The 26518-nt window shown below is 48.7% G+C and carries 30 protein-coding genes; 24 read left to right on the plus strand and 6 right to left on the minus strand.

Annotated elements, in window-relative coordinates; genetic code table 11:
- Window positions 1–24 precede the first annotated feature (24 nt).
- Entirely contained in the window at window positions 25–399 is a 375-nt protein-coding gene (locus tag WN59_RS01490) for a rhodanese-like domain-containing protein (RefSeq protein ID WP_408005384.1), read from the minus strand.
- A gap of 101 nt (window positions 400–500) precedes the next feature.
- Here WN59_RS01490 and WN59_RS01495 point away from each other — a divergent pair, with 101 nt between their 5' ends.
- Window positions 501–1334, plus strand: a complete 834-nt coding sequence (locus tag WN59_RS01495) for a lipoate--protein ligase family protein (RefSeq protein WP_046511479.1) — start codon at window positions 501–503, stop codon at window positions 1332–1334.
- Between the two features lie 30 nt (window positions 1335–1364).
- Here the strand turns inward: WN59_RS01495 and WN59_RS01500 are convergent, their stop codons facing one another.
- The 3 genes from WN59_RS01500 to WN59_RS01510 are packed head-to-tail and all read right to left on the minus strand — an operon-like array spanning window position 1365 to window position 3083.
- Window positions 1365–1592 (minus strand): SA1362 family protein, encoded by a 228-nt coding sequence (locus WN59_RS01500; protein ID WP_046511481.1) that lies wholly within the window; start codon window positions 1590–1592, stop codon window positions 1365–1367.
- A 2-nt stretch (window positions 1593–1594) separates the two neighbouring features.
- Complete coding sequence (locus WN59_RS01505; RefSeq protein WP_046511484.1) at window positions 1595–2497, minus strand: DUF1385 domain-containing protein; 903 nt, start codon at window positions 2495–2497, stop codon at window positions 1595–1597.
- 19 nt (window positions 2498–2516) lie between these two features.
- Window positions 2517–3083, minus strand: a complete 567-nt coding sequence (locus WN59_RS01510; RefSeq protein ID WP_046511487.1) for a hypothetical protein — start codon at window positions 3081–3083, stop codon at window positions 2517–2519.
- A 119-nt stretch (window positions 3084–3202) separates the two neighbouring features.
- Here WN59_RS01510 and WN59_RS01515 point away from each other — a divergent pair, with 119 nt between their 5' ends.
- The 13 genes from WN59_RS01515 to recN all read left to right on the plus strand — a co-directional run bounded on the left by WN59_RS01515 (window position 3203) and on the right by recN (window position 15018).
- Window positions 3203–4258 carry a M24 family metallopeptidase gene (locus tag WN59_RS01515; RefSeq protein ID WP_046511490.1) on the plus strand — a complete coding sequence of 352 codons (1056 nt, stop codon included), beginning with the start codon at window positions 3203–3205 and terminating at the stop codon, window positions 4256–4258.
- 35 nt (window positions 4259–4293) lie between these two features.
- Entirely contained in the window at window positions 4294–4851 is a 558-nt protein-coding gene (gene efp, locus WN59_RS01520) for an elongation factor P (protein ID WP_046511492.1), read from the plus strand.
- Window positions 4852–4955: 104 nt separating this feature from the next.
- The gene (gene accB / locus WN59_RS01525; RefSeq protein ID WP_046511499.1) at window positions 4956–5381 is read left to right on the plus strand and encodes an acetyl-CoA carboxylase biotin carboxyl carrier protein; all 426 of its coding nucleotides are present in this window, start codon (window positions 4956–4958) and stop codon (window positions 5379–5381) included.
- Window positions 5381–6727, plus strand: coding sequence for an acetyl-CoA carboxylase biotin carboxylase subunit (gene accC, locus WN59_RS01530; RefSeq protein ID WP_046512741.1), 1347 nt, complete (start codon window positions 5381–5383; stop codon window positions 6725–6727). The genes accB and accC overlap by 1 nt, the downstream gene beginning before the upstream one ends.
- Before the next feature lie 158 nt (window positions 6728–6885).
- Window positions 6886–7233 (plus strand): Asp23/Gls24 family envelope stress response protein, encoded by a 348-nt coding sequence (locus WN59_RS01535; RefSeq protein ID WP_017548882.1) that lies wholly within the window; start codon window positions 6886–6888, stop codon window positions 7231–7233.
- A 21-nt stretch (window positions 7234–7254) separates the two neighbouring features.
- A complete protein-coding gene (nusB, locus tag WN59_RS01540) occupies window positions 7255–7656 on the plus strand; it encodes a transcription antitermination factor NusB (protein WP_046511504.1) in 402 nt (133 codons plus the stop codon).
- Window positions 7631–8989 carry an exodeoxyribonuclease VII large subunit gene (xseA, locus tag WN59_RS01545; protein WP_231577051.1) on the plus strand — a complete coding sequence of 453 codons (1359 nt, stop codon included), beginning with the start codon at window positions 7631–7633 and terminating at the stop codon, window positions 8987–8989. The genes nusB and xseA overlap by 26 nt, the downstream gene beginning before the upstream one ends.
- Complete coding sequence (xseB, locus tag WN59_RS01550; protein WP_046511507.1) at window positions 8976–9185, plus strand: exodeoxyribonuclease VII small subunit; 210 nt, start codon at window positions 8976–8978, stop codon at window positions 9183–9185. The genes xseA and xseB overlap by 14 nt, the downstream gene beginning before the upstream one ends.
- Window positions 9178–10056 (plus strand): polyprenyl synthetase family protein, encoded by an 879-nt coding sequence (locus WN59_RS01555; RefSeq protein ID WP_046511510.1) that lies wholly within the window; start codon window positions 9178–9180, stop codon window positions 10054–10056. The genes xseB and WN59_RS01555 overlap by 8 nt, the downstream gene beginning before the upstream one ends.
- 91 nt (window positions 10057–10147) lie before the next feature.
- The gene (gene dxs / locus WN59_RS01560) at window positions 10148–12040 is read left to right on the plus strand and encodes a 1-deoxy-D-xylulose-5-phosphate synthase (RefSeq protein ID WP_046511513.1); all 1893 of its coding nucleotides are present in this window, start codon (window positions 10148–10150) and stop codon (window positions 12038–12040) included.
- Window positions 12018–12809 carry a TlyA family RNA methyltransferase gene (locus WN59_RS01565; protein ID WP_046511515.1) on the plus strand — a complete coding sequence of 264 codons (792 nt, stop codon included), beginning with the start codon at window positions 12018–12020 and terminating at the stop codon, window positions 12807–12809. The genes dxs and WN59_RS01565 overlap by 23 nt, the downstream gene beginning before the upstream one ends.
- Window positions 12810–12889: 80 nt before the next feature.
- Window positions 12890–13342, plus strand: coding sequence for a transcriptional regulator AhrC/ArgR (gene ahrC / locus WN59_RS01570; RefSeq protein WP_046511518.1), 453 nt, complete (start codon window positions 12890–12892; stop codon window positions 13340–13342).
- Between the two features lie 5 nt (window positions 13343–13347).
- Window positions 13348–15018 (plus strand): DNA repair protein RecN, encoded by a 1671-nt coding sequence (gene recN, locus WN59_RS01575; RefSeq protein WP_231577053.1) that lies wholly within the window; start codon window positions 13348–13350, stop codon window positions 15016–15018.
- Window positions 15019–15038: 20 nt separating this feature from the next.
- Here the strand turns inward: recN and WN59_RS01580 are convergent, their stop codons facing one another.
- Window positions 15039–15305 carry a DUF2627 domain-containing protein gene (locus WN59_RS01580; protein WP_046511524.1) on the minus strand — a complete coding sequence of 89 codons (267 nt, stop codon included), beginning with the start codon at window positions 15303–15305 and terminating at the stop codon, window positions 15039–15041.
- 161 nt (window positions 15306–15466) lie between these two features.
- On the opposite strand from WN59_RS01580, the gene WN59_RS01585 reads away from it, so the two are divergent.
- The 8 genes from WN59_RS01585 (at window position 15467) to WN59_RS01620 (ending at window position 23767) form a co-directional block, all read left to right on the plus strand.
- Window positions 15467–16360 carry a phosphate acyltransferase gene (locus WN59_RS01585; protein WP_046511527.1) on the plus strand — a complete coding sequence of 298 codons (894 nt, stop codon included), beginning with the start codon at window positions 15467–15469 and terminating at the stop codon, window positions 16358–16360.
- A 24-nt stretch (window positions 16361–16384) separates the two neighbouring features.
- Window positions 16385–17479 carry a Leu/Phe/Val dehydrogenase gene (locus WN59_RS01590; protein ID WP_046511531.1) on the plus strand — a complete coding sequence of 365 codons (1095 nt, stop codon included), beginning with the start codon at window positions 16385–16387 and terminating at the stop codon, window positions 17477–17479.
- 9 nt (window positions 17480–17488) lie between these two features.
- The gene (gene buk / locus WN59_RS01595; protein WP_046511534.1) at window positions 17489–18559 is read left to right on the plus strand and encodes a butyrate kinase; all 1071 of its coding nucleotides are present in this window, start codon (window positions 17489–17491) and stop codon (window positions 18557–18559) included.
- Window positions 18560–18564: 5 nt separating this feature from the next.
- On the plus strand, window positions 18565–19983 hold the full coding sequence (gene lpdA / locus WN59_RS01600; RefSeq protein ID WP_046511537.1) for a dihydrolipoyl dehydrogenase: 1419 nt from the start codon (window positions 18565–18567) through the stop codon (window positions 19981–19983).
- 16 nt (window positions 19984–19999) lie between these two features.
- Entirely contained in the window at window positions 20000–20992 is a 993-nt protein-coding gene (locus tag WN59_RS01605; RefSeq protein WP_197073386.1) for a thiamine pyrophosphate-dependent dehydrogenase E1 component subunit alpha, read from the plus strand.
- Complete coding sequence (locus WN59_RS01610; RefSeq protein ID WP_046511544.1) at window positions 20985–21968, plus strand: alpha-ketoacid dehydrogenase subunit beta; 984 nt, start codon at window positions 20985–20987, stop codon at window positions 21966–21968. The genes WN59_RS01605 and WN59_RS01610 overlap by 8 nt, the downstream gene beginning before the upstream one ends.
- A 15-nt stretch (window positions 21969–21983) precedes the next feature.
- Window positions 21984–23237 (plus strand): dihydrolipoamide acetyltransferase family protein, encoded by a 1254-nt coding sequence (locus WN59_RS01615; protein WP_046511547.1) that lies wholly within the window; start codon window positions 21984–21986, stop codon window positions 23235–23237.
- A 92-nt stretch (window positions 23238–23329) separates the two neighbouring features.
- The gene (locus tag WN59_RS01620; RefSeq protein ID WP_046511551.1) at window positions 23330–23767 is read left to right on the plus strand and encodes a BrxA/BrxB family bacilliredoxin; all 438 of its coding nucleotides are present in this window, start codon (window positions 23330–23332) and stop codon (window positions 23765–23767) included.
- Between the two features lie 37 nt (window positions 23768–23804).
- Here the strand turns inward: WN59_RS01620 and prli42 are convergent, their stop codons facing one another.
- Window positions 23805–23906 (minus strand): stressosome-associated protein Prli42, encoded by a 102-nt coding sequence (gene prli42, locus WN59_RS13870; protein ID WP_156172372.1) that lies wholly within the window; start codon window positions 23904–23906, stop codon window positions 23805–23807.
- An 81-nt stretch (window positions 23907–23987) separates the two neighbouring features.
- Between prli42 and WN59_RS01625 the strand changes: the two genes are divergently transcribed.
- Window positions 23988–25118 (plus strand): M20/M25/M40 family metallo-hydrolase, encoded by a 1131-nt coding sequence (locus WN59_RS01625; protein WP_046511554.1) that lies wholly within the window; start codon window positions 23988–23990, stop codon window positions 25116–25118.
- Entirely contained in the window at window positions 25115–26515 is a 1401-nt protein-coding gene (gene gndA, locus WN59_RS01630; RefSeq protein WP_046511557.1) for an NADP-dependent phosphogluconate dehydrogenase, read from the plus strand. The genes WN59_RS01625 and gndA overlap by 4 nt, the downstream gene beginning before the upstream one ends.
- Window positions 26516–26518 lie beyond the last annotated feature (3 nt).

Raw genomic sequence — 26518 nt, forward strand, 5'->3', positions numbered from 1 at the left:
AAAAAAGGACCCGCGGGTCCTTTTTCATTTAGATTTAGATTTGATTTTACCTGTCCACTTGCTGATGCCGTTTTTCAGCATATAGATATCACTGTACCCTTTTTTCTTGAGCATCTTTGCCGCTCTGACGGACAATCTGCCATTATGATCATACAGATAGATCGGCTGGTCTTTCCTTAATGAGTTCATTTTCATAGAGAAGTTCATCATCGGGATATTCCTTGCACCCATGATGTGTCCGTGTTCATATTTTTCCTTTTCCCTCAAATCGATCAGCTGAACTCTTCTCAGCTCTTTTTTAAATTCTTCCTCCGGCAGGGCTTTGACATTGCGCATGTTCCTGTAACCGTTCAAAACGAGCAGCAATATTACGATAACAGCAGCCAGAAGGATGATCATCCAATTTTCCAAAACTCATCTCTCCTTAAATTTTCACATAAGTATATTATAGAGATATTTGATATACTTTTAAAGAGGAAATGATAGGGGAGAGATGAGGAATGTCAGAACGCGTTTGGTATTACATAGAAAGTCACAAGAATAATGCGGCCTACAACATGGCGCTGGATGAACTTCTGATGGAGAAGGTGAGGAACAGGGAACTGCCCGCTGTGCTCAGGTTCTACGAATGGGAAACACCGACCCTGTCACTTGGATACTTCCAGAAGGCCCAAAAGGAGATAGACCTCAGGCGTGTGGAGCAATATGGATATGAAATGGTCCGGCGTGCCACAGGCGGCAGAGGGGTTCTGCATGACAAAGAACTGACGTACAGTGTCGTTCTGCCCGAAAGTTATGAGGGGATGCCGGACTCTGTCACAGAGAGCTACAGAGTAATATCCGGCGGACTCATGGAAGGCTTCAGAAACCTGGGGCTGGATGCTCATTTCAGCGTGCCGCAGACAAAGGAACAGAGGAAAGAATTGACCAATATCAGGAGCAGCGTATGTTTTGACACACCGAGCTGGTATGAGCTCGTTGTTGAGGGACGTAAAATAGCCGGCAGTGCACAGACAAGGCAGAACGGTGTAATCATGCAGCATGGCTCCATTCTCCTGGATGTCGATATAGACCATCTTTTCGATATGTTCAAATACCAGAATGAACGTTTCAAAGAGAAGATGAAGGCCGCTTTCAGGGAAAAGGCGGTGGCGATCAACGACATAAGCGAAAAGCAATTTACAGTTGACATGTTGTACCCTGCTTTCAAGAATGGGTTTGAAACAGGCCTCAACATGGCCACAAAGCCCTACCGGCTGACTGATGAGGATCTCGGACGGCTTGAAGAAATCAGCAGGAAATACGCCTCTGACGAATGGAACTTCAGAAGATAAGAAAAATCCGGGCATATGCCCGGATTTTTCTTATCTTCTATTCTTCTGTTTATATTTGCGTTTCGATTTTCTCAATGCCTTCCTGTATTTCCTCTGGCTCGGTGTCAGGACGAAGAAATAATATACTCCGTAGATGATGAGCCCCAGGACAATAAGGAATATTAGCGAATTTACGATCATGTTCAGAAAGTAATCCATATTGGTAAGCAGTCCGATTGCTGCAATGATAAGAACTGCATATAAAATTATCTTCTTCAAATTCAGTCTCTCCTTAACAGTTTATTGAACGAGTGGATGGCCACTTCGACCTGTGTATCATCCGGCTGCTTTGTAGTAAGATATTGCAGGAGGAGGCCGGGTGTGCCCAGCCATCTGAGCACAGGGACATCCCTGAGCTTATTGGTAAGCTGCAAAAACTCGAAAGAAAGCCCGATTACGACAGGTATGAGTGCAATCCGGTTCAGAATTCTCACATAGAATGGCTCCACCGGTACGAACATATAGACGACGAAGCCGACCAGTACCGTGAAGAGTATGAAAGAGCTGCCGCATCTGTAATGCAGTCTGGATTGGCGCTGTACATTTTCAACCGTCAGGTCACGGCCCTCCTCAAAGGTATTGATCACCTTGTGTTCGGCGCCGTGATACTGGAACAGCCGCTTGATCATCGGGGTCATGGATATTACATATATATAGCCCAGGAGGAGAATCAGCTTGAACAGTGATTCCAGGAAAACCTGGCCAAAATGCGAAGTGACCACCCCTGAGAATACTTCGGCAACGAATACGGGGATGAGAGTGAACAGGAATTTGCCGATGAGAAATGACAGTATGCCGACGATGATGGTCGACAATACGACCTTCGCCTGGTTCACCGCCTGTTTTTCCTCCTCGATGCTGATATCGTCTTCAGGATCTCTTTCATAACGGTCCGTTGCAAATTCAAGATGCTTCATGCCGTAGATGCTGGATTCAAGTATCGCGGCATTGCCCCGCAGAACAGGAATCTTCTTTAGTTTCTGGATCCATTTTTTCTGCGGGCGCTCCATTTCAAAATACTGAATATCATCGTTGTTTCTGCGGATGGCGGTCACCATCCGGTTGTTTGTCTGGAACATGACGCCTTCCACGACGGCCTGTCCGCCTACTAAAGGTTTATCCATTGGCTACTCTTCTTTCCGGTCAATAGTATTCGCTGGCACTGTTCAGCTGTGCGAGTCCTTCATCCACAGCCTCCATGGATTCAGAATCCGCCCCGTTTTTAATCGACTGCAATGCTCCTTCTATCTCGTCATTGGCAAGTTTGAGCGAACTGTGCTGCCTTTTCAAGTATTCATTGAGTTCGAGACCCTCGGCAGCTTTTTCATAATTGTCTGCAGCTTCGCTTATGCTGGAACTTATGTCGTCTATATCTTTACTGATGACAGACAGGTCATCCTCTTCCTTTGCTTTTTGGACGGCTTCACTGAGGCCGGTCAATTCCTTCTCCAGTGTACCGGAGTACTCGCCGACAACCTGTACATATTCATCAATGTCGGAATTGCCGATGACGGACTGCATCTTCGAAATGTCCTCTTCAAGAGCGTCAAGCCGTAGTTTGTTCTTCTGGACATTGACTTCCTCTGTCTGGAGGACCCCCTGGAGTTCTTCCTTCTTTTCCTCGGCACTTGAGAGCTGTTCCTCGGCAGAGGGGCTGCCGCAGCCTGCCAGCATAACTATGGGTAATAATATTTTAATTGATCGTTTCATTTGTGATTTCTCCTGTATATCATTTTATTATTTTATCACGATATGACAGAATATTAAATTGAATACTACTGAAATATCCAATGATTTAATGTAGAATATATTTGAAAGGTGGATGAACAATGATTAAGTATGAGAAAGTCAATGCATTGCTGGAAGAGAAGAATTTGGATGCACTGCTCATCATGAGTGATTATAACAGACGCTATCTGACAGGTTTCACGGGTTCCAGCGGCGCTGTAATCATGACAAAAGATGAAAAATTCCTGATTTCCGATTTCCGCTACAAAGCCCAGGGCAGGGAGCAGGCAAAGGATTTTGAATTCGTACTGCAGGATAAAGGCCTGCTTGATTTCATCATGGAATTCATGGAATCAAGGGAATATGAAAGCGTCGGCTTTGAAGGGGAGCATGTGAACTTCAACACTTTTGACAGGCTGGACAGCACTTTTGACCTCGTACCGCTCACGGGGGAGATTGAAAAGATCCGCATGTTCAAGACATCAGATGAAGTTGATCTGATCAGAAGAGCCTGCAGCATTGCCGATGAGACATATGAGTACATACTCAAATATATACGACCGGGCATGAGCGAGCTCGATGTGAGAAACGAAGTCGAAAACTACATGCGTAAACTTGGTGCAGAAGGCTCCAGTTTTGATATGATTGTGGCGAGCGGCGTCCGGGGTGCACTTCCCCATGGTGTTGCTTCCGACAAACTTATAGAAGCCGGTGAAATGGTGACACTGGACTTCGGGGCCTACTATAAAGGCTATGCATCTGACATCACAAGATCGTTCGGTATCGGTTCAGTATCAGAAGAGATGGAGAAGATCCACCATATCGTACTCGAATCCCAGCTCGCTTCCCTGGATCAAATCAGACCGGGTATGACTGGCCGGGAAGCGGATAAAGTTGCACGGGACATCATAGAAAAAAATGGCTACGGTCCGAATTTCGGGCATTCACTGGGGCACGGCCTCGGTCTTGAAGTACATGAAATGCCCGGCCTGGCCAAATCAGGTGATGTAAAATTGGAGAAAGACATGGTCGTGACGGTCGAACCGGGTATATATGTGGATGATGCCGGCGGCGTCCGTATCGAAGATGACTGCCTTGTTACAGACAGCCGTCTTGAAAAATTATCACACAGCAGCAAAGAGCTGTTCATCATCTAATTCATTTGCGTTTTTGAATACTGAGGAGGAAAATTATGATTTCAGTAAACGATTTTAAAACAGGTCTGACAGTAGAAGTGGAAGGCGGCATCTGGAGAGTCATCGACTTCCAGCACGTCAAGCCGGGCAAGGGTGCGGCCTTTGTAAGAAGTAAACTCAGAAACCTGCGCACAGGTGCAATTCAGGAAAAAACTTTCCGCGCAGGGGAAAAAGTGGGCAGGGCCCAGATAGACAATAATAAGATGCAGTATCTGTATGCGGACGGCGATTCCCATGTGTTCATGGATAACAACACCTTTGAACAGGTTGAACTCCAGGCTTCAGCACTTGAGGATGAACTGAAATACCTCAAAGAGAATATGAACGTCTCCATCATGATGTACGAAGGAGAAGTGATCGGTGTCGAACTGCCGAAGACTGTCGAGCTCGAAGTGACAGAAACAGAACCCGGCATCAAGGGCGATACAGCCAGCGGTGCTTCAAAATCGGCGACACTTGAAACAGGCCTCACCATCCAGGTGCCCCTGTTTGTGAACCAGGGGGATGTCCTCGTCATCAACACGGAAGAGGGCTCATACGTATCGCGTGCCTGAAAATAAAAGCAGATTTCCATCTGCTTTTATTTTTTGCTTGAATTGGTATGACCACTTGCGTAAAATATAAGACAGTAATTTTTAATTGTTAAGGAGAAGTAGACATGAATCTGGAATATATCGATAATCTGATTGAAAAAATGGAAAAGGCATCATTGACAGAACTCTCCTATAAAGACGGGGATGTTGATATTAAATTGAAGAGGGATATGGGGAACAATGTACAGGCAGCACCGGTACAGGTTCCCAAGCAGCAGGCACCTGAACAGCCAATGGCAAGCGCACCTTTGGAAGAGGGTAAAGTGATCAAGGCACCGATGGTCGGCACTTTCTATAAGGCAGCGTCACCGGAGGCGGATGCATACGTCAAAGTCGGCGACAAAGTGGATAACACATCCGTTGTATGCATACTTGAAGCAATGAAGCTCTTCAATGAAATCCAGGCAGAAATTTCCGGTGAGATTACAGAGATCCTGGTCGAAGACGGAGACATGGTTGAGTACGACCAACCGTTGTTCAGAGTACGATGATCAATAAGATACTTATAGCAAACCGCGGCGAAATTGCAGTTAGGATCATCAGGGCATGTACAGAGCTGGGCATCGATTCTGTCAGCATATACTCGGAAGCGGATGCGGACAGCCTTCACCGGAAAATAGCCACTGAGTCCTATTGTGTCGGTCCGAAACTTTCCAAGGACAGTTATCTGGACATGATCAGCATCATCACCATCGCCAAGAAGTCCGGCTGCGATGCGATACATCCTGGCTACGGTTTCCTCGCTGAAAACAGCGATTTCGCCGAAATGTGCGAAGCTTCAAACCTCATCTTCATCGGTCCGATGCATGAGACAATCTCTCTGATGGGAGTAAAGGATGTGGCCAAAGACACGATGAAAAAAGCCGGGGTGCCGACTGTGCCGGGCAGTGACGGGGTGGTCGCCTCGATTGAGGATGCCAAACAGACAGCATCAGACATCGGCTATCCTGTCATCATCAAAGCGAGCTACGGCGGCGGTGGTAAAGGCATCCGCGTTGCACGCACGGAAGAGGAACTCGTCCAGAACTACAAGATGACAGAGCAGGAAGCAGAAAGTGCCTTCGGCAACAAAAGCCTTTATATAGAAAAATACATCGAGAACTTCAGGCATATAGAAATCCAGGTCATGGGGGACTATCACGGCAATGTCATCCATCTGGGAGAGCGTGACTGTACAGTGCAGCGCCGTATGCAGAAGCTTGTCGAAGAAGCCCCGAGCCCGATCCTTTCTGAAGAGAAACGGTCTGAAATGGGAGAGACCGCAGTGCGTGCTGCAAAAAGCATCGACTACATCGGTGCCGGCACCATCGAATTCATCTACGATCTGAACGACGACAGATTCTACTTCATGGAAATGAATACTAGGATCCAGGTGGAACACCCCGTGACAGAAATGGTCACCGGCATCGACCTTGTGAAGATGCAGATCAAAGTCGCCAGGCGTGAAGCCATTCCGTACAGGCAGGAAGACATCAGGATTGAAGGGCACGCAATCGAGTTCAGGATCAACGCCGAGAATCCATATAAGAACTTCATGCCTTCAGCCGGAACAATCACCGATTTCATCGTTCCGGGGGGTTACGGTGTCAGACTGGATACTGCCTGCTACGCAGGGTACCGCATCCCGCCTTACTATGACTCCATGATCGCCAAGCTGATCACCTTCGCCGATACGCGCGAGGAAGCGATCAGGACAGCGAAAAGGGCGCTTGGTGAGTATATTATCGGAGGCATCGATACTACTATTCCGTTCCATTCCAACCTCCTGGATAACGAAGCGTTCAGGGCGAATGACTATAACACGAACTTCCTTCTGGAACACGATGTAATGAAATGATGAGTACGGAAATCCGCTTTTTCCAAGTGTCAGTGAAAAGGCGGGTTTTTTATTTTCAGAGGCAAGATCCACCGCCGGAATAATTACCTCAATTAAGTTACAAGTTGTTTCTAATTCCGCGCACAATCATGCTATAATAAAATGACGGGGTGATGAACATGATAATCCAGGACGATAAATCAAACTTGGGAATGATCGAGATTTCTTCGGAAGTGCTGGAAGTGATTGCAAGCATTGCAGTTACTGAAACCAAAGGCGTTCATTCATTGCAGAATAATTTTGCCAGCGGCAACTTTGAGAAGATAGGCAAGAAGTACAGGGGCCGCGGCGTCAAAGTTGAAACAGAGGATAATGAAGTGCTGATTTCAATTTATGTAACACTGGATACGAAAGGCAAGGTCCATGAGACGGCTGAAAATATCCAGAAGAATGTCAGCCAGGCGATCAGAAACATGACGGATCATGTTGTTAAGGAAGTCAATGTGCACATCGTAAATATCAAATAAGGATTCAGATAGGTGTTTTTAATGAACAGACACGAGCAGCGGAAAAAGATATTCCAAATAATATTCCAAAAGGACCATGACCTGGTCGACCTCGAAAAAACTGCATTTTTCGATTTATATGAGACCCATGAGTATATCAAAAGGATCGTTGATTTCTATGTGGCCAGCCAGCCGGATGTGGATGCTGATATCAGCGCCCATCTGAACAAGTATACTCTTGAACGCATCCCAAAAGTTGACCGCAATATACTGAGGACTGCAATCAGTGAAATCAGGGAAGGCGATTCCCCCGAGAGGGTCGTCATCAATGAGGCTGTGCTGCTTGCCAAAACCTACGGTGAGAAAGACAGTTTCCGTTTTGTAAACGGCGTCCTCAAGAACTTCATAAGAGAAACGGATGAAAATCCATATGGAGAACAATAAGTATCTGTCTGTAGGTGCTTTGACCAAGTACCTGAAATATAAATTCGACCAGGACCCGTATTTGACACGGGTCTTTATCAAAGGCGAACTATCTAACGTAAAAAAGCATACCAGCGGTCACATTTTCTTCGCATTAAAAGATGGGAATGCTGTCATACGGGCCATTATGTTCTCTCGGAGTGCTAATGGCCTGAAATTTGAGCCGGAAGACGGGCAAAGTGTCCTCATCCAGGGCAGGATCAGCATTTATGAATCGAGCGGACAGTATCAGATTTACGTGGATGAAATGGAAATCGACGGCATCGGGCTTTTATTCGAACAGCTGGAAAAGGATAAGAAAGAGCTGGCTGAAAAAGGTTATTTTGATGCGGTACACAAAAAACCGCTGCCCCGGTATCCGGAAAACATAACAATCATCAGTTCCGAAACGAGCGCCGCATACCGTGATATGCTGACGACGCTCCGCCGCCGGTATCCTTTTGTCAAAGTGTCACTGATCAATACGCTGATGCAGGGGCGCGGGAGCAGGCAGGCTGTCATCGAAAGCCTTGATTACGCCGACGGCCTGGGAAGCGACCTTGTCATTCTTGCACGGGGCGGCGGTTCCATAGAAGACCTCTGGACTTTCAATGAAAAATCCGTAGCAGTAAAAGTTTTTGAAATGCATACACCGGTAATCACGGGTGTCGGCCACGAGACGGATACGACACTCGTTGATTTTCTGGCTGACGCGCGGGCTGCAACACCGACGGCTGCAGCCGAATTGGCGGTTCCTGACAGACGGGATATCAAGGACAACCTGGAAAAATCCGTCACTTTCATGATGCGCAGCATCAAAAATCGCATCACCATCCATAAAAACAGGCTGGAAGGGCTGTCTAACTACTACAAACTTAAAAACCCGGGGCTGCTCTATGACCAGCAGACGGAAAAACTTGCAACTCTAAGGACGAACCTTGACACGAAGACTGACCTGATACTGAGAGATAAACGATACCGCCAAACCGGAATGAGCGAAAAAGTGGGATACAGGAATCCCGGTCCCAGGATTGCCAGGTACAAAGAAATACTGGATGAAACGGGAATGAAGCTTGACGGGAAGATGGATGATCAGGTTGGCGGGAGGAAAAGGCAGCTGGGCGGCACAATCGAGCTGCTCAACTCCCTCAGTCCCACAAACACACTGCTCCGCGGCTATTCATTCACCACGAGGGATGGTGACATCGTCCGTGAGGCCCGGGAACTTTCCCCCGGTGATGAAATCGAGACAAGGCTTGCCGAAGGGAAAGTCAGATCCAAAGTAACAGAGGTGAAAAAAGATGACAGAGAATAGAACAGAAACTTTCGAAGAGAAAATGGAGTCTCTGGAAAAGATCGTAAGACAGCTGGATGAAGACGAAGTCTCACTGGAGGAATCATTAAAACTGTACCAGCGAGGTGTAGAATTGTCTTCGGAATGTGATAAGATCCTGAAAGATGCAGAGCTTAAAGTGGAATCACTGAACCGGAAGGACGATGGGGATGAATAAGGATCTGAAGCAGTATAATGAGAAGGCGGAAAACCTTATACTGGAACATCTCAGCGGAGGGAATATCTCAGACGTCATAAGGAAGGCCAGCACCTATTCAGTGGAGGCGGGAGGTAAACGCTTCCGGCCGTATCTGGTCTTTGCCACATTGAAGTCATTCGGACTCGACCCGGCAGCGGGTCTGTCTGCTGCTGCAGCTGTTGAAATGATCCATACCTATTCACTGATCCACGACGATCTCCCGGCCATGGATGATGATGACTACAGGCGCGGCAAGCCGACAAACCATAAGGTGTACGGGGAGGCTGCAGCAATTCTGGCAGGGGATAATCTCCTCACTGAGAGCTTCAATATCCTGGCACAGGATGAAGCACTTGATGCCGATATCCGCATCCGGCTCGTACAGGCCATCTCGGCTGCTGCAGGGCAGACCGGCATGATCGGCGGACAGATGCTGGACATCGATGCCGAAGGGAAAGATATAACGATGGATGAACTTGTCCTGATCCATCGCCATAAAACCGGCAGACTCATCAGTGCACCGATAGAATCTGCGGCAATCATCGCCGGGGCGGATGACGACACGAAGGCGCTTCTTTTGAGATTTGCGGAATACCTGGGCATCCTGTTCCAGATCCGGGATGACATTCTTGATGTTGAAGGGGACATGTCCAAAACCGGTAAACTTTCAGGAAGCGATGCAAGAAAAGGGAAAGTTACATATGTGAGTACATATGGTCTAAACGGCGCAAAAGAACAGCTGGACTTATTGAAGGTTGAAGCCGAAGGAATCCTTGAATCACTCTCTTCAAAACTTGATACCGGGGAACTTTACAGCGTACTTGAGATGTTTGCCGTCAGAGAACAGTGATAATTCATAATGATGAATTATCATTTTTTGTTTTTTAGTATTATCCAATAGTGGTATAATTGGCATTAGTAAATTCAAAGGTGGTTGCTATATGAACCTGTATAGTATAGAAAATCCATCATTTTTGAAAGGTAAAAGTGATGAAGAACTGAAAGGACTGGCGCAGGACATCAGAGAATTCCTGATCCAGTCATGTTCCGAGACAGGCGGCCACATCGGCGCCAATCTCGGAGTGGTGGAACTGTCGATCGCACTTCATAAATATTTTGATTCCCCGGCCGACAAATTCCTGTTCGACGTCGGGCACCAGGCATATATTCATAAGATCCTGACCGGACGCATCAGTGAATTTGATACGCTGAGACAGTATAAGGGACTGTGCGGATTCCCTAAAATGCGTGAATCCGAACATGACGTGTGGGAAGCCGGCCATTCATCCACTTCGCTTTCAGCAGCAATGGGTATGGCGAAAGCCCGGGATATCCAGGGCGGGACCCATCATATCGTTCCGGTGATCGGCGATGGTGCACTGACAGGCGGTATGGCCCTCGAGGCACTGAATCACATCGGTTCCGACCGGACGAACATGACCATCATACTCAATGATAATGAGATGAGCATAGCACCGAATGTGGGCGCCATGCATAATATGCTGGGCAGGATGCGCACAAATACACAGTATAACCGTGTGAAACATGATATCGAAGATTTCATCAACCGTCTCCCCCAGGTCGGCTCGAAACTCAGGGATATGGCCGACCGGATCAAGGACAGCATGAAATACCTCGTGGTCAACGGCATATTTTTCGAAGAACTCGGCATAAAATACATCGGCCCGGTCGATGGGCATGACTTCGAGGATCTTGCACAGGCAATCAAATCCTCCAAGGATTACAATGGCCCCGTCGTTGTGCATGTCATTACGAAAAAAGGCAAAGGGTATCATCCCGCAGAAGCGGATAAGCTCGGGAAGTGGCATGGCCTCGGACCGTATAAGATCGATACCGGTGAAGTCCTCGGCAGCAAGACGACGCCTTCATGGAGTGAATTCATGTCGAATACGATACTTGAGTATGCCAAAGAGGACAGACGCATCGTAGCCCTGACACCGGCGATGCCGGTAGGCAGCAAGCTGACAAAATTCCAGAATGAACTGCCGGATCAGTTCTTTGATGTAGGAATAGCCGAACAGCATGCTGTAACCATGGCCGGAGGACTTGCCGCAAGCGGCATGCGGCCATACCTTGCAATCTATTCCACATTCCTGCAGCGCGGATACGACCAGCTCCTCCACGACGTTGACAGGCAGAACCTGAATGTACTGATCGGCATAGACCGCAGCGGACTGGTAGGAGCGGACGGTGAGACGCACCAGGGTGTGTTTGATATCAGCTTCATTTCGCCCCTTCCCAATATCGTACTCATGATGCCTAAAGATGAGATTGAAGCGTCTCGGATGATCGATCTGTCTCTCCGGCATGAAGGTCCGGCCGCCATCCGTTATCCGAGAGGAAATGTAAAAGGCCTGGATATGGGTGGACAGAGGGAGCCACTCAAACTGGGAGAATGGGAAGAGGTCGTCGCCGGTGATGATATGGCGATCATTTCCTTCGGACCGACCCTTGATCTTGCAATCGATGCTTCCGCGGCACTCAAGGAAGCAGGGATTGATGCAAAGGTGATCAATGCGAGGTTCATAAAGCCCCTCGATGAAAAGATGCTGCTTGCGCTCGGTGCCAGCAGCATGCCGCTCGTTACAGTCGAGGAATCGATGCTTGCCGGCGGACTCGGCAGCATGATCGCATCATTCATGGCGGATCACCATTTCACCAATCCTGTAAAACGAATCGGCATAGATAATGAATATGTCGAACACGGTGATGTGAACAAACTGCTTGAAGACCTCGGCATATCGACTGCGAATATCATACTGCAGTCTAAAACCCTGATGGAGCAGACGGATGAAAAAGAAGTTAAGAATTGATGAATATGTCCATCAGGAGTTCAGCTTCGGATCACTGGAGGATGTAAGAAGGATCATCATGGCGGGAAAAGTGCTGAATAATGATGCTCCTGTCTACAAACCTTCGGAAATGATCGATCCCGGGAAAGCAGACGTCCGCTTCAAAAATATCCGCCCCTTCGTTTCCAGGGGCGGAATTAAGCTTAAACGGGCACTGGAAGCTTTCGACCTGGATGTTGAGGGCAGCGTGGTCGCTGATATCGGGAGTTCCACAGGCGGATTCACCGACTGTGCCCTGAAAAACGGGGCAGTGCGTGTCTACGCCATCGATGTCGGCACAAATCAGCTGGACTACAGACTCCGTACCGACGGAAGGGTCACCGTAATGGAACAGACCAACTTCAAAGGAACAGTCGGGACAGACTTCGATGTACCGCCCGGTATATTCACCATAGATGTCTCATTTACATCCATCGTTCCCATACTCCGTCATATTGTGGATTTATTCGACCATGAATATGATATCGTTGCACTCATCAAACCGCAGTTCGAGTCCTACCTGGAAGAGCGGGAAGAGGAGGGCATCATCCATTCACTGAAGACGCATGCAGCAGTCATCAAAAGAGTGATGGATGAGTGCACAGCTCTCGGACTCGTCCCTCTGGCCCTGGAACGCTCGCCGATAAAAGGCGGTAAAGGCAACATTGAATATTTACTGCATCTGAATCACGGGCGGCACCAGGGGATATCCATTGATGAGAGAGGCATTCAGCCGGTTGTTTACGGCTGAGTGCTCTTTTTTGTGTTATATTCATAAGCTTTATGATATTATATGAATAAATATACAAAGGGAATCGAGGAGGACAGCCCATGTCAAACAAGTCAATCAGACAGATAAAAATCAGGGAAATCATCACAAACGGAAAAGTGGAAACACAGGAGGACCTGGTGGAGAAGTTGAACGAATACAATTTCAACGTCACACAGGCGACAGTTTCGCGGGATATAAAGGAACTGCAGCTCATAAAAGTCCCTACGCCGAGCGGTTCCTATATATACAGCATGCCCAAGGACCGGAAATTCCACCCACTGGAAAAACTCGGCAGATATCTGATGGACAGTTTCGTCAAACTGGATTATACCGGTAATCTTCTTGTGCTCAAGACACTGCCGGGGAATGCCCAGTCAATCGGTGCAATAATCGATCAGCTGGAGTGGGAAGAGGTCATCGGCACTATATGCGGCGATGACACATGTCTTCTGATATGCAGGGACGAAGAGGCACAGCTGGAAATCAAGGACCGAATCTTTAATCTGATCTAATTGGAGTGGTAGCTTTGCTTATACGCCTGAATATAAAGAACTTCGCAGTTCTTAAAAATATCGAACTTGAATTTAACAGTGGCCTGACAGTCATTTCCGGTGAATCAGGGGCGGGGAAATCCATGATTATTGAAGCGGTCCGCTATCTGTACGGAAAACGGGCTTCCGTGGAGGATATAAGGTTTGAAACTGAAGGTGCTGTAATCGAGGGGGTCTTCGATTTTCCGGAATCAGCGAAAGTGAGAAGACTCCTGGCTGAAAATGACATCCCCGAAGAGGAGCTTTACATCGTCCGCCGGGAAATCATGCAGAACAGAAAGAGCATCATCAAGATCAATTCCCGCATGATAACACTGGGTGCCCTCAGGGAGATCATGAACGAAGTGATAAGCATCCATTCACAGTCATCACAGAATGAAGCGCTGGAGTCCGGTATGCATATTGTATATCTTGACCGGTTCATAGGAATCGATGAAGAGGAAAAGTTCCTGCAGTATAAAGAGAGCTACAGAAAATTCAAAGAGCTGGAGACACGCATCCACGATCTGGAATACAAAGACCGCAACCGCATGCAGCAGCTGGAACTGTACAGGCATCAGTACGATGAACTTTCTTCCATGGATCTGATCCAGGGTGAGGAGGAACAGCTGGAAGAGGAGATCGGCTACTTCAATAACTACGAAAAGATTCATGAGGCACTCTCCATCATGCGTTCCCAGCTGGATTCCGAGTATTCGCCGCAGGTCATGCTGTACGAAATCCATAAATCAATCGAAACCATGGGCAGGTTCGATGATTCCTACACTGATTTTACAGAAACCATCCTCGAAGCCTATCATCTCCTGAATGAGCTCGACAGCAAGGTGGCCGGCGATTTGTCGAATGTGGATTACGATGAAGAGGCTTATAACGAAAAGCAGATGAGGCTTTCCTCCCTGAATAACCTGAAGCGGAAATACAACAGGAACATAGTGGAGCTTATCGGACTCCGGGAGTCCCTTAATGAGGATATCATGCAGCTTGAAAACATCGCCCAGTCCTTCGAAAAGCTGGAACAGGAAAGATCCGCTGCACTGGCTGAAATGGAGAAACTGGCAAGCTTCCTCCAGAATTACAGGGTGGAACGCAAGCATTTCCTCGAAACCCGGATCAAAAAAGAACTCCAGGCTCTCGATATGCCGGATGCGGACTTTGAGATCGAGGTCAAGGAGGGGACGTTCGACCAGAGAGGGTACTCAGATGTCGGATTCCTTTTCTCACCAAACAAGGGTGAACCGTTGAAATCCATGAACAGCATCGCCTCAGGCGGTGAAATCTCCCGGGTGATGCTCGCTGTCAGGACAATTTTCACAGAATTCGACAGACACTCCCTGTTGATCCTGGACGAGATAGATACGGGTGTCAGCGGCGCTGTGGCCACGAAGATGTCAGCAAAGATGAAACTTCTGTCCAAAGCCAGGCAGGTCCTGGTCATATCGCACCTGCCGCAGGCTGCCGCTGTTGCCGACAGCCACCTGTACGTCACCAAAAAGACGACCGACGAACGCACGGTATCAACAGCCGGGTATCTCAACCAGAAGGATCATATATATGAAATAGCACGGATGATGAGCGGCTCCGATGTCACAGAAGCAGCACTTGAAAATGCAAAGGCCCTCATCAAAGAACAAAAATAAGAGGCGGAGCACTCCGCCTCTTATTTTTGTCTGGGTTTCCTCTTTCTTTCAGCCTGTTCGGAAAAACGGCCCTGTGCTCTTTTGTTTTTCCTCTCACGGTGGAGTACATAGCCGCCGATGAACCATACGCCGAATATCGTCAGCCCGAGACCCACGAGAAACTGGATGACTGTGAGCGTGAAGGGGTCATTCACGACTCCGAACATGCTGTCCCTCATATATTTTATGCCCAGACCTGCGAGGAATACCGGCACAATCAATATTATCAAAGCAATCATTTTTTTCATCGAATCACCCGGGTTTCATAGATAATACACATTATACATGAACGGAACATCAGTTTAAAATAACCTATTCTTTAAAAACTTCAGAATATTCCATGTTTGGTTAAAATCATGTATTTTGATTATGGGAGATGTATAATAAAATGTACAGGGGAGGTAGCATAATGAAATTTGATGAAATATTCGTAGAGTACAAAGATGAAATGACAACGCTTTCAATTTGTAAAGCGGCTGACATGGATGTACTCCGACCTGTCCTTCGTCTCTATAAGGAAACGGATATGAGATTTCATCTTGTCGATGACAGACCAAGGCTTGAAGAAATGCTCAGGACATTTGATGAAGGACTCGTTGAGGATGGACGTGTGACCATCCATCATTCTGCAAGTGATGAGGAGGCAGCAGCAATCGCTGTAGGGCTCACCGCAGAAGGTAAAGCTGATATTCTCATGAAGGGGCTGATTTCAACCTCGACAATACTGAAGGAAGTACTGAATAAATCGCACGGGCTCATCAGCGGGGGATTGCTGAGTCACACGGCTTTATTCGATCTTCCGAACTACCATAAGGCAATCCTGCTCAGTGATGCGGCAATGAATATTGCGCCGGACAGGGAACAGAAGATGACAATCATTCAGAACACTGCGGAGTGTGCCCGGAAACTGGGGATGGCAAGGCCGAAGATCGCCCTTTTATCAGCAGTTGAGAAGGTGAACAGTAAAATCCCTTCCACAACTGATGCTGAAGCCATCGTAAAAGCGGGCAGGGAGAGTGAACCGGAAATTTTGATAGACGGTCCTCTGCAGTATGACCTCGCAATATCGAAAAAGGCCGCTGAACATAAAAACATGGCATCTGAAGTTGCCGGGGATGCGGATATACTTATCGTCCATAATATCGACGCCGGTAATGTCCTGTATAAGTCGCTGGTCTATTCAGCGGGGGCAAGAGTGGCATCCGTTATTACTGGCGCATCTGTCCCGATAGTATTAACATCAAGGGCAGACAGTGCAGAGGACAAATACAATTCAATCAGACTTGCGATGAAGGTCTTATAAAACTAATCAACGGGAGTGCTTATAATGATATTTGAAAAAATGGTGGAACAAGATTACGAACAACTGATTTTCTGTCACGATGAGGCAAGCGGGCTCAAAGCGATCATCTGTATACACGATACGACGCTCGGACCGGCTCTCGGCGGCTGCAGAATGTGGAATTATGAAACTGAAGAGGAAGCGGTCGAGGACGTGCTGCGCCTGGCGCGCGGCATGACATACAAGAATGCGGCGGCAGGCCTCAACCTGGGCGGCGGCAAGACGGTGGTCATCGGTGATGCCAAAAAAGATAAATCCGAAGCATTCTTCAGGGCTCTGGGCAGATATGTAAACAGCCTGAACGGCAGATACATCACTGCGGAAGATGTGGGAACGACTGTGGCCGACATGGACCTGATCTATCAGGAGACACCTTATGTCTGCGGCATGAGTGAATCCTACGGCACCGGCGGAAACCCGAGTCCCATGACTGCCTTTGGAGTGTACATGGCTATGAAGAGGACAGCCAAAGAGGCATTCGGCGATGATTCACTCGAAGGAAAGACGATAGCAGTACAGGGTGTGGGAAACGTTTCTTACAGTCTCTGCCGCCATCTGCATGAAGAAGGTGCGGAACTCGTCGTTACAGACATCAGCCAGGATGCAATCGACAGGGCTGTGAACGACTTCGGAGCCAAAGCGGTGGGCATCGAGGAAATTTATGATGTAGAGGCGGACATTTTCGCCCCATGCGCACTCGGCGGCATCCTGAATGATGAAACGATACCGGCCCTGAAAGTGAATGCGGTGTGCGGAAGTGCAAACAACCAGCTTCTTGAAGATGACAGACACGGTGAAATGCTCAAAGAGCGCGGCATTGTCTATGCACCGGATTATGTAGTCAACTGCGGCGGCGTCATCAATGTGGCGGATGAACTCCAGGGGTACAACAAAGAGCGTGCCAAAGCCAAAGTGCAGGGCATCTACGATCAGATGGATAAAATCTTCAATATTGCCACACGTGACGGTGTGACACCGGCAGTGGCGGCGGACAGACTTGCAGAAGAGCGTATCGACAGCATGATGCGGGTCAAGAGTACATTTTCACAAAATGAAATCACCACCCTCAGCAGGAGGTAGCCGCCACTGATGCAATATAATATTCTCGTTCTCAATCTTGGAAGTACATCGACCAAGGTTGCAATCTACAATAACCTGACAAACATTGCCGAAGATACGCTCAGCCATCCGGCAGAGGAAACAGTGAAACCCATGGCGGAACAGATTGAATATCGGCTGGATGCCATACTCTCATTCCTTGCAGAGCAGAAGTTCGATCCGTCCTCCATCGATATCGTCAGCGCGCGCGGAGGCACCCTGAGACCGATCGAGGGCGGCACGTATAATATCAGCCCTCAGATGGTTTCGGACCTATCGGAAAGCGCCTACGGCAGGCATGCCTCCAATATGAGCGGCCTCATAGCCGACAGATTCCGTAAAAAATACGGCTGCGAAGCAGTGATCACCGACCCCGTGGTCGTCGATGAGCTCATTGATGAAGTGCGTATGACCGGCTTGAAAGGCATAGAACGTAAATCCATCTTCCATGCGCTCAACCAGAAAGCGGTGGCAAGAAAGTATGCAGAGTCTGTGAATAAAGAATACGGGGACATAAATGTTATCATATGCCATATGGGCGGAGGCATAACTGCCGGTGCACATCACAGGGGCAGGGTCATCGATGTGAATGACGGCCTGTCAGGCGAAGGGCCGATGAGCCCGAACAGGACCGGTTCCCTTCCCAACGGCGCGTTCGCAAAATATATCATCGACAACAGGCTGGATTATGACGCTGCTTACGAAGTCATCACTAAAGAAGGCGGCTTCATCTCCCTCGCAGGTACCCAGGATGCATTGGAACTTGAGAACAGGGCCCTTGACGGGGACAGCCCGGCGATTGCAATCTATGAAGCGATGGCAGTGCAGATAGCCAAGGAAATCGGTTCCCGGGCGGCGATCCTGAAAGGTGAGGCCGAACAGATCATCTTTACCGGCGGACTCGCCTACAGCAAATATCTGATCGATCTCATCCGGCCATACGTCTCGTTCATCGCACCGATCACCGTCTATCCCGGAGAGGAAGAGATGTCGGCGCTGGCTGAAGGCGCATATCGTGTGATGAGCGGCGAGGAAAGCGTGAAGACCTATGAACAGGAGTGAAAAGAATGGCCCATGAATATGATTTAGTAGTACTCGGCGGGGGCACGGCCGGGTATGTGGCGGCGATAAAAGCCAGTCAGCTCGGTCTGAGGACGGCAGTCGTGGAGAAAAGCCGGCTCGGCGGCACCTGCCTCCATAAAGGTTGCATACCGACAAAAAGCATGCTCAAATCCGCCGAAGTTGCAAACACGATAAGGAATGCAGAGGATTACGGCATAGAGTCCTTCATCCCTTCCATTTCAATGGAAAAGATACAGGCCCGGAAGGACGAAGTCGTGGATCGTATGCACGGCGGCATCAACCAGCTCATGAAGAAGAATAAGATAGACGTCTTCGATGGCTACGGCCGCATACTGGGACCTTCCATCTTTTCTCCGATGGCGGGCACTGTCGCTGTTGAAGATCCGGAGGATGATGAAGCGGAAAGTGAAATCCTCATCAATCAGAACGTACTGATCGCCACAGGGTCTTTCCCGAAAGAACTGCCTTTCCTGCCTTTTGACGGCAATATTGTCCTGTCCAGTGATGATATGATGACACTTGACACGGTTCCCGGCAGGATGGCAGTGGTCGGCGGTGGTGTCATCGGACTTGAATTTGCAAGTCTGCTTGCAGATCTCGGCTCCGAGGTCACAGTCATGGAAGCAGGGGACCAGATCATCCCTATGGAAGACAAGGATATCGCAGGACAGCTGAAAAAATCACTTGAAGAGAAGGGCATCGAATTCATCACCGGCATTTCGCTCAGTGAAGATTCTGTGGAAACATCCGAGTCGGATGCCACGTTTGAAATCAACGGTGAATCAAGGACCTTCGACAAAGTGCTTGTTTCTATCGGACGCGCGCCGAATGTCGACGACATCGGCCTTCCGAACACAAAGATCGTGCGTGAGAATGGGTTCATTGTCACGGATGAGCATTACCAGACCAAGGATAAGAATATATATGCGGTGGGGGATGCCATCGGCAACCTCCAGCTTGCCCACGTTGCGACAAGGGAAGCGATCATTGCCGTGGAACATATGGCGGACAGAAAACCATATCTGCTGGATTATAAAACAGTACCAAGATGCATATATACATCTCCGGAAACCGCCTCACTCGGCTATACCGAAAAGGAATTGAAAGATGCAGGGCTTGATTACAGAACCCATAAGATACCACTTGCTGCAATTGGTAAAGCAGTCATTGCAGGAGATAAGAAAGGCTTCGGCAAACTGATTGTGGATCCCGGGACAAAAGATATCCTCGGGGTTTCGATCATCGGACCCGGTGCAACAGAACTGATCAATGAAGCGGCACTGGCGAAATTCCTCGATGCCTCATCCCTTGAACTGGGCATGTCGGTACATGCCCATCCATCCATAGGGGAAGTTCTGATGGAGCTCGGGCTCGATGCAGACGGAATTGCAATTCATGTTTAAGGAGGACAAACGCTTGATGGATTATAAAGAAGCGGGACTCGAAAAAGAGGACCTCAAGGAAATATATCGCACGATGCTTCTCGCCAGAAAACTCGATGAGCGGATGTGGCTTTTGAACAGGGCGGGGAAACTGCCGTTCGTCATCTCATGCCAGGGACAGGAGGCGACCCAGGTCGGAGCCGGCTATGCACTGAATAAGGAAGTGGACATAATCAGCCCGTATTACAGGGACCTGGCACTTGTCACTCATTTCGGCATGACACCGGAGGAGACGATGCTTTCTGCTTTTGCCAAAAAGGGTGACATCTCAAGCGGCGGCAAGCAGATGCCGTCACACTTCAGTAAAAAGGAAAATAACATCCTGACCCAGGGCTCCTGTGTGGCAACGCAGGTGCTGCATGCCGTTGGTGCGAGCTTCAAATTCAAGATGGACAACGAAGCGCGTGTTGCAGTCACGACACTCGGTGAGGGTTCTTCCAACCAGGGCGATTTCCACGAAGGTCTGAACTTTGTCGGGGTTCATAATCTGCCTTTCATATGCATCATCGAGAACAACAAATATGCAATCAGTGTGCCACGGCAGCTGCAGTACGGGGCTGACAAACTGTCGGACAGGGCCGTAGGTTACGGCATGCACGGGGAACATATAGACGGCAACGACCCGATCGCAGTCTACAAGGCAGTGAAGGAAGCCAGGGAACGTGCAGTCAAAGGAGAAGGCGGGACATTGATCGAAGCGATGTCGACCAGGCTTACAGCACATTCTTCGGATGATGATGATTCCTACCGTGAAAAGACTGAACGTGAAGGTATCAGGGAAGAAGACTGCATTACAAAGTTCAGAGCATACATGGTGGAACATGAAGTTGCAGATGATGAATGGTTTGATGCACTCGGGGCAGAACTCAAAAAACAGGTGACTGATGCAACCAAAGCTGCCGAGAAGGCCCCTTATCCGGATGCTTCAGAAGCACTGACAAACGTGTACGAGGAGGTAAAACATGGCTAAAATATCCTACCTTCAGGCGATCAGAGAAGCGCTTGACTATGAAATGGGACAGGATGAAAATGTATTCGTCCTCGGAGAGGATGTCGGCAAAAAAGGCGGCGTCTTCAAAGTCACGGAAGGGCTTCAGGAAAAATACGGGGAACTGAGATGCCTTGATACGCCGCTTGCGGAATCCAATATTGTGGGCACAAGCATAGGCGCGGCGATGATGGGGAAACGTCCCGTTGCAGAAATCCAGTTTGCCGAGTATATCCTGCCGGCAACGAACCAGATCCTGAATGAAGCGGCAAAAATAAGATACCGCTCAAACGGTGACTGGAACTGTCCGATGGTGATCCGTTCGCCATTCGGCGGCGGTATCCACGGTGCACTCTACCATTCACAGTCGATCGAAACTGTGTTCACTTCGACACCTGGCCTCAAAGTAGTCATCCCGTCCACGCCGGCCGATGCGAAAGGACTGTTGATTTCTGCCATCAGAGACAACGATCCGGTCCTGTTCTTCGAACATAAAAAAGCATACCGGCTGCTCAAGGAAGAAGTGCCGGAAGGCGATTATACAGTACCGATCGGCAAGGCGGATGTGAAACGCCAAGGTGACGACATCACCGTCATCACCTACGGCCTTTGTGTAAACTATGCACTCCAGGCGGCAGAACGGCTGTCGAAAGACGGATATGAAGCAGAAGTGCTCGATTTGAGAACTGTTTATCCACTGGATAAGGAAAGCATCATTGAAGCCGCATCAAAAACGGGCAAAGTGCTCCTTGTGACCGAAGATAATCTCGAGGGCAGTGTCATGAGCGAAGTCTCCGCCATCATTGCAGAGAACTGCCTGTATGACCTGGATGCACCGGTAATGCGACTGGCCGGTCCGGATGTACCATCGATGCCGTACTCACCGCCGATGGAAGACTTCTTCATGGTCAATCCGGAAAAGATAGAAGCGAAAATGAAAGAGCTTGCAGAGCACTAAGAGGGGGATAGGTTAATGGAAGAAGTATTGATGCCCAAACTGGGTGAAAGTGTAACAGAAGGCACAATAGAAAAATGGCTCGTCAAGCCGGGAGATACAGTCGAAGAATATGATGCATTATGCGAAGTCATCACCGATAAAGTGACTGCCGAGGTGCCGTCAGTCTTTGACGGTACCATTAAAGAGCTTCTCGTGGATGAAGGGGATACAGTAGAAGTCGGCACGCCGATCTGCATGATGGAAACTGAAGGCGGAGCGGATGAACCCGCTGTTGAATCTGTTGAAGAACCGACCCCGGCACCCCGGGAACCCGCCCCCCGGTCCGAAGCCCCGGAGAAAGCCGATGCACGAAAAGGCACACGGATTTCACCGGTGGTCATGAGGCTCGCCAGTGAAAACGGCATCGATCTCGATGAGGTCACCGGCACTGGATTCGAGGGCAGGGTCACAAAGAAGGATATACTGAAAGTGATGGAGGAAGGGCCATCCGAAAAGCGTGTTCCAGCAGAGGAAAAAGAGAGCACTCCCGTTTCAGAACCCGCTCCGGAACCCCAGGCGGGACAGCCTGCGGCCGGAGAGGAAATTCCCGTCACCGGCGTCCGCAAGGCGATTGCAAACAAGATGGTCCAGTCCAGCCAGGAAATCCCCCATGCATGGCTGATGATGGAAGTTGATGCGACGAACCTCGTCAATGTCAGAAACAGTCACAAGGCTTCCTTCAGGGAAAAGGAGGGCTATAACCTCACTTTCTTCAGCTTTTTTGTAAAAGCTGTGGCCGAGACACTCAAAGAGTATCCAATACTCAACAGTTCATGGCAGGGTGACAAGATCGTTGTCAACAAAGACATCAATATCTCCATCGCTGTCGCAGGCGATGATAAGCTGTATGTACCAGTCATCAGAAATGCGGATGATCTTTCCATCAAAGGCATCGCAAAGCAGGTCAGCGAACTTGCCAAACTTGGCAGGAACCATCAGCTGACGCAAAAGCACATGGAGGGCGGAACATTCACAGTCAACAACACCGGCGCCTTCGGGTCTGTACAGTCCATGGGCATCATCAATCATCCGCAAGCGGCGATACTGCAGGTGGAATCCATAGTCAAACGTCCGGTCATCGTCGACGACATGATTGCCGTGAGACATATGGTGAACCTCTGCCTCTCCATCGACCACCGCATACTTGACGGACTGGTTGCCGGAGAGTTCCTGAAAGCTGTCAAAACGAGAATTGAAAGCTACTCAACTGAACACACATCAGTTTACTGACCTTTACAAAAACTTTGATTCAATATAGAATTGAATCAAAGTATACTAAGTAGCTCGGATGAAAGAAGAGCTGCTCCAAAGGAGTTTTTGTGATGAATATGGATTTCAACCTCTACATGAATGATGTAGTCAGCCAGGCAAGAAACGAAATGCGTGAATCCGGATATACAGAATTGACCACACCTGAAATGGTGGATGAATATCTGGGCAAGGAAGGCACTTCACTTGTCATGATCAACTCGGTCTGCGGATGTGCCGGCGGCATCGCCCGTCCTGCTGCAAAGCATGCCCTCAACTATGACAGGCTCCCAACACAGCTGCTGACCGTATTTGCCGGGCAGGATAAGGAAGCGACGGAGCAGGTCCGTGAAAAAGCGACTGAATTCCTGCCGTCCTCACCTTCATTCGCCCTGTTCAAAGACGGTAAAATCGTAGATATGATCGAAAGGCATGAAATTGAAGGACACGAAACGATGAGTGTCATCACGGGTCTTCAAGCATGGTTCGAAGAGCACGGCGAAGAGGTATGATATAAAAAGAGGTCCCCGGAGGGACCTCTTTAATTTGTTACATCGTAGTAAGCATGCTTACACCAAACAGCAGACCTGACACTACGATCAGAAAGATCATGAACCATATAACAATTTTTTGGATTTTTCCATTGCCCATACTATCATCCTTAAATTTTTGCTCTTTTTATTATAATATACACTGCTGTGACAATCAACAAACTGACGGAGGAATGAAGCGATGAATAAGGAAAGACTGATCGATCAATTCATGGAAATGGTGCAGGTTGATTCAGAAACCGGCCATGAAAGGGATATTGCAGATTATCTGCTCAAGGTATTCAAAGAGATGGACGTCGAAGTATACGAAGATGATACACAAAAAGAAACAGGATACGGCGCCGGAAACATTTTCGTGCATCTCAAGGGTGATGACGAAAAGGCGGAGCCTGTCTATTTCACAGTACATATGGACACAGTCGTGCCAGGGCTCGGCATCAAACCGTCCATAGAGGGAGATTACATCGTCAGCGATGGATCCACCATTCTGGGTTCTGATGACAAGGCCGGAATTGCAGCCATCATTGAAGCGGTCCGTTCACTGTCAGAGTCCGGTGCATCGCACGGGGACGTTGAATTTGTCATTACCGTCGGAGAGGAATCCGGCCTGGTAGGGGCAAAGGCGTTTGATACTTCTGTACTCAAAAGCAGATACGGATATGCTGTGGATTCCACAGGAAAAGTCGGCACAGTCGTCACTTCCGCACCGACGCAGAGCAAGATCGAAGCACATATACACGGCAGGACTGCCCATGCCGGCGTTGCACCCGAGGAGGGTGTCAGTGCAATCACCATCGCTTCAAAGGCGATCAGCAAGATGAAGCTGGGAAGGATCGATTCCGAAACAACAGCCAATATCGGAAAATTCGAAGGCGGCGGCCCGACAAATGTCGTGACGGACTACGTCAATATACTTGCCGAGGCGCGCAGCCAGGACGACGAAAAGATGAAAGCCCAGACAAAGCATATGATTGATGCATTTGAAAGTGCCGCAGAAGAGCTGGGCGGACGTGCGGAAGTGAATTCTGAAGTGATGTACTCCGCACTGGAGGCAAAAGAGGACTCGGAAGTCGTCAGCACTGTAACGAAGGCGATAGAGAATATCGGCAGGGAAGTCAGTCTGATCAGCCTGGGCGGCGGCAGCGACGGTAATATCTTTGCCGGCAAAGGCATTGATACGGCCATTCTCGGCCTCGGCTATGAAAACATCCATACGACAGCCGAGAGGATGCCGGTAGAAGAACTCGCAAAAATCACAGAGCTCATCATCGAAATCATCAAAGTCCAGAAGGAAATGGGGCGACCTGAATGATTTATGATATCGGAGTCATCGGCCTTGGCGTCATGGGTACGAATATAGCGAAAAATATGGCCCGCAAGGGATTTAAAGTGGTCACTTTCGATTTTTTTGAGGATGTACGGAAAAACCGCCTGAATGAATTGAAGCAGGAAGGTGTTGACATTGCCGAAACACTAGAATCCTTCGTGGACGATCTGAAACAGCCGAGGAATATACTCATGCTGGTGAAGGCCGGGGGAGTGACTGACCGGACAATCGAACAGGTCGCACCGCTGCTTGAAAAAGGCGATACGCTGATTGACGGCGGGAATGAACAGTATGAAAACACCCGCCGCAGAAATATAGAACTCACAAAAAAAGAGATAAACTACATCGGTATGGGCGTGAGCGGCGGCGAGGAAGGTGCACTGAACGGCCCTTCACTCATGCCGGGCGGACAGAGAGAAGCATATGACAATGTCAGTCACATTTTCGAAAAGATCGCCGCAAAAGCGGATGATGGGAAACCATGTGTGGCATACATCGGCGAAGACGGCAGCGGACATTACGTCAAAATGGTCCACAACGGCATTGAATATGCGGATATGGAACTCATTGCAGAGAGCTACTTCTTCATGAAACATGCGCTCAGGATGTCCAATGATGAAATGAGCGATGTATTCTCGGAATGGAACAAAGGAGAGCTGAACAGTTATCTGATAGAAATCACGGCAGAGATACTGAAATTCAAGGACGGGGAAGGCAACTATGTCCTCGACCTGATCCTGGATAAGGCGGGCCAGAAAGGGACGGGCAAATGGACCGGAATCGAAGGCCTGAAACTCGGTATACCATTATCTCTTATAACAGACAGCGTGTTTGTCAGATGCCTCTCCAGCCTGATAGACGAGCGTGCGCTGATCAGTGAAGCCTATCCAGGCGAAATGGGCACAGTGGATACAGACAGGGAAGCTGTCCTTGATGATCTGAAAAATGCACTCTATATCAGCAAGCTCATGTGCTATTCCCAGGGATTCAGGCTCATCAAAGAGGCAAGTGACATCTACGACTGGGATCTCCAGCCCGGTGAAATCTCCATGATATGGCGCAAAGGATGCATCATCCGTGCCCACTTCCTTGAAAAGATCAATGAAGCCTATACAAGCGATCCGGGCCTTACGAACCTGATACTGGATGACTTTTTCAAGGAAATCGTCACCCGCAACCAGCAGAGTCTCCGCACTATCGCTTCGTCAGCAATACAAAATGAAATACCGATGCCTGCGTTTCTGAGCGCTGTATCCTACTTTGACAGCATGAAGCAAAGACGTGTTTCCAGCAATATGATACAGGCACAGCGGGATTATTTCGGTGCGCATACCTACGAAAGAACGGATAAGGAAGGCGCATTCCATACAGAATGGTTCTGAAGC

Origin of the sequence: Salinicoccus sediminis, from assembly GCF_000986795.1 — a bacterium.
In the GTDB taxonomy this organism is placed as follows: Bacteria; Bacillota; Bacilli; order Staphylococcales; family Salinicoccaceae; genus Salinicoccus; species Salinicoccus sediminis.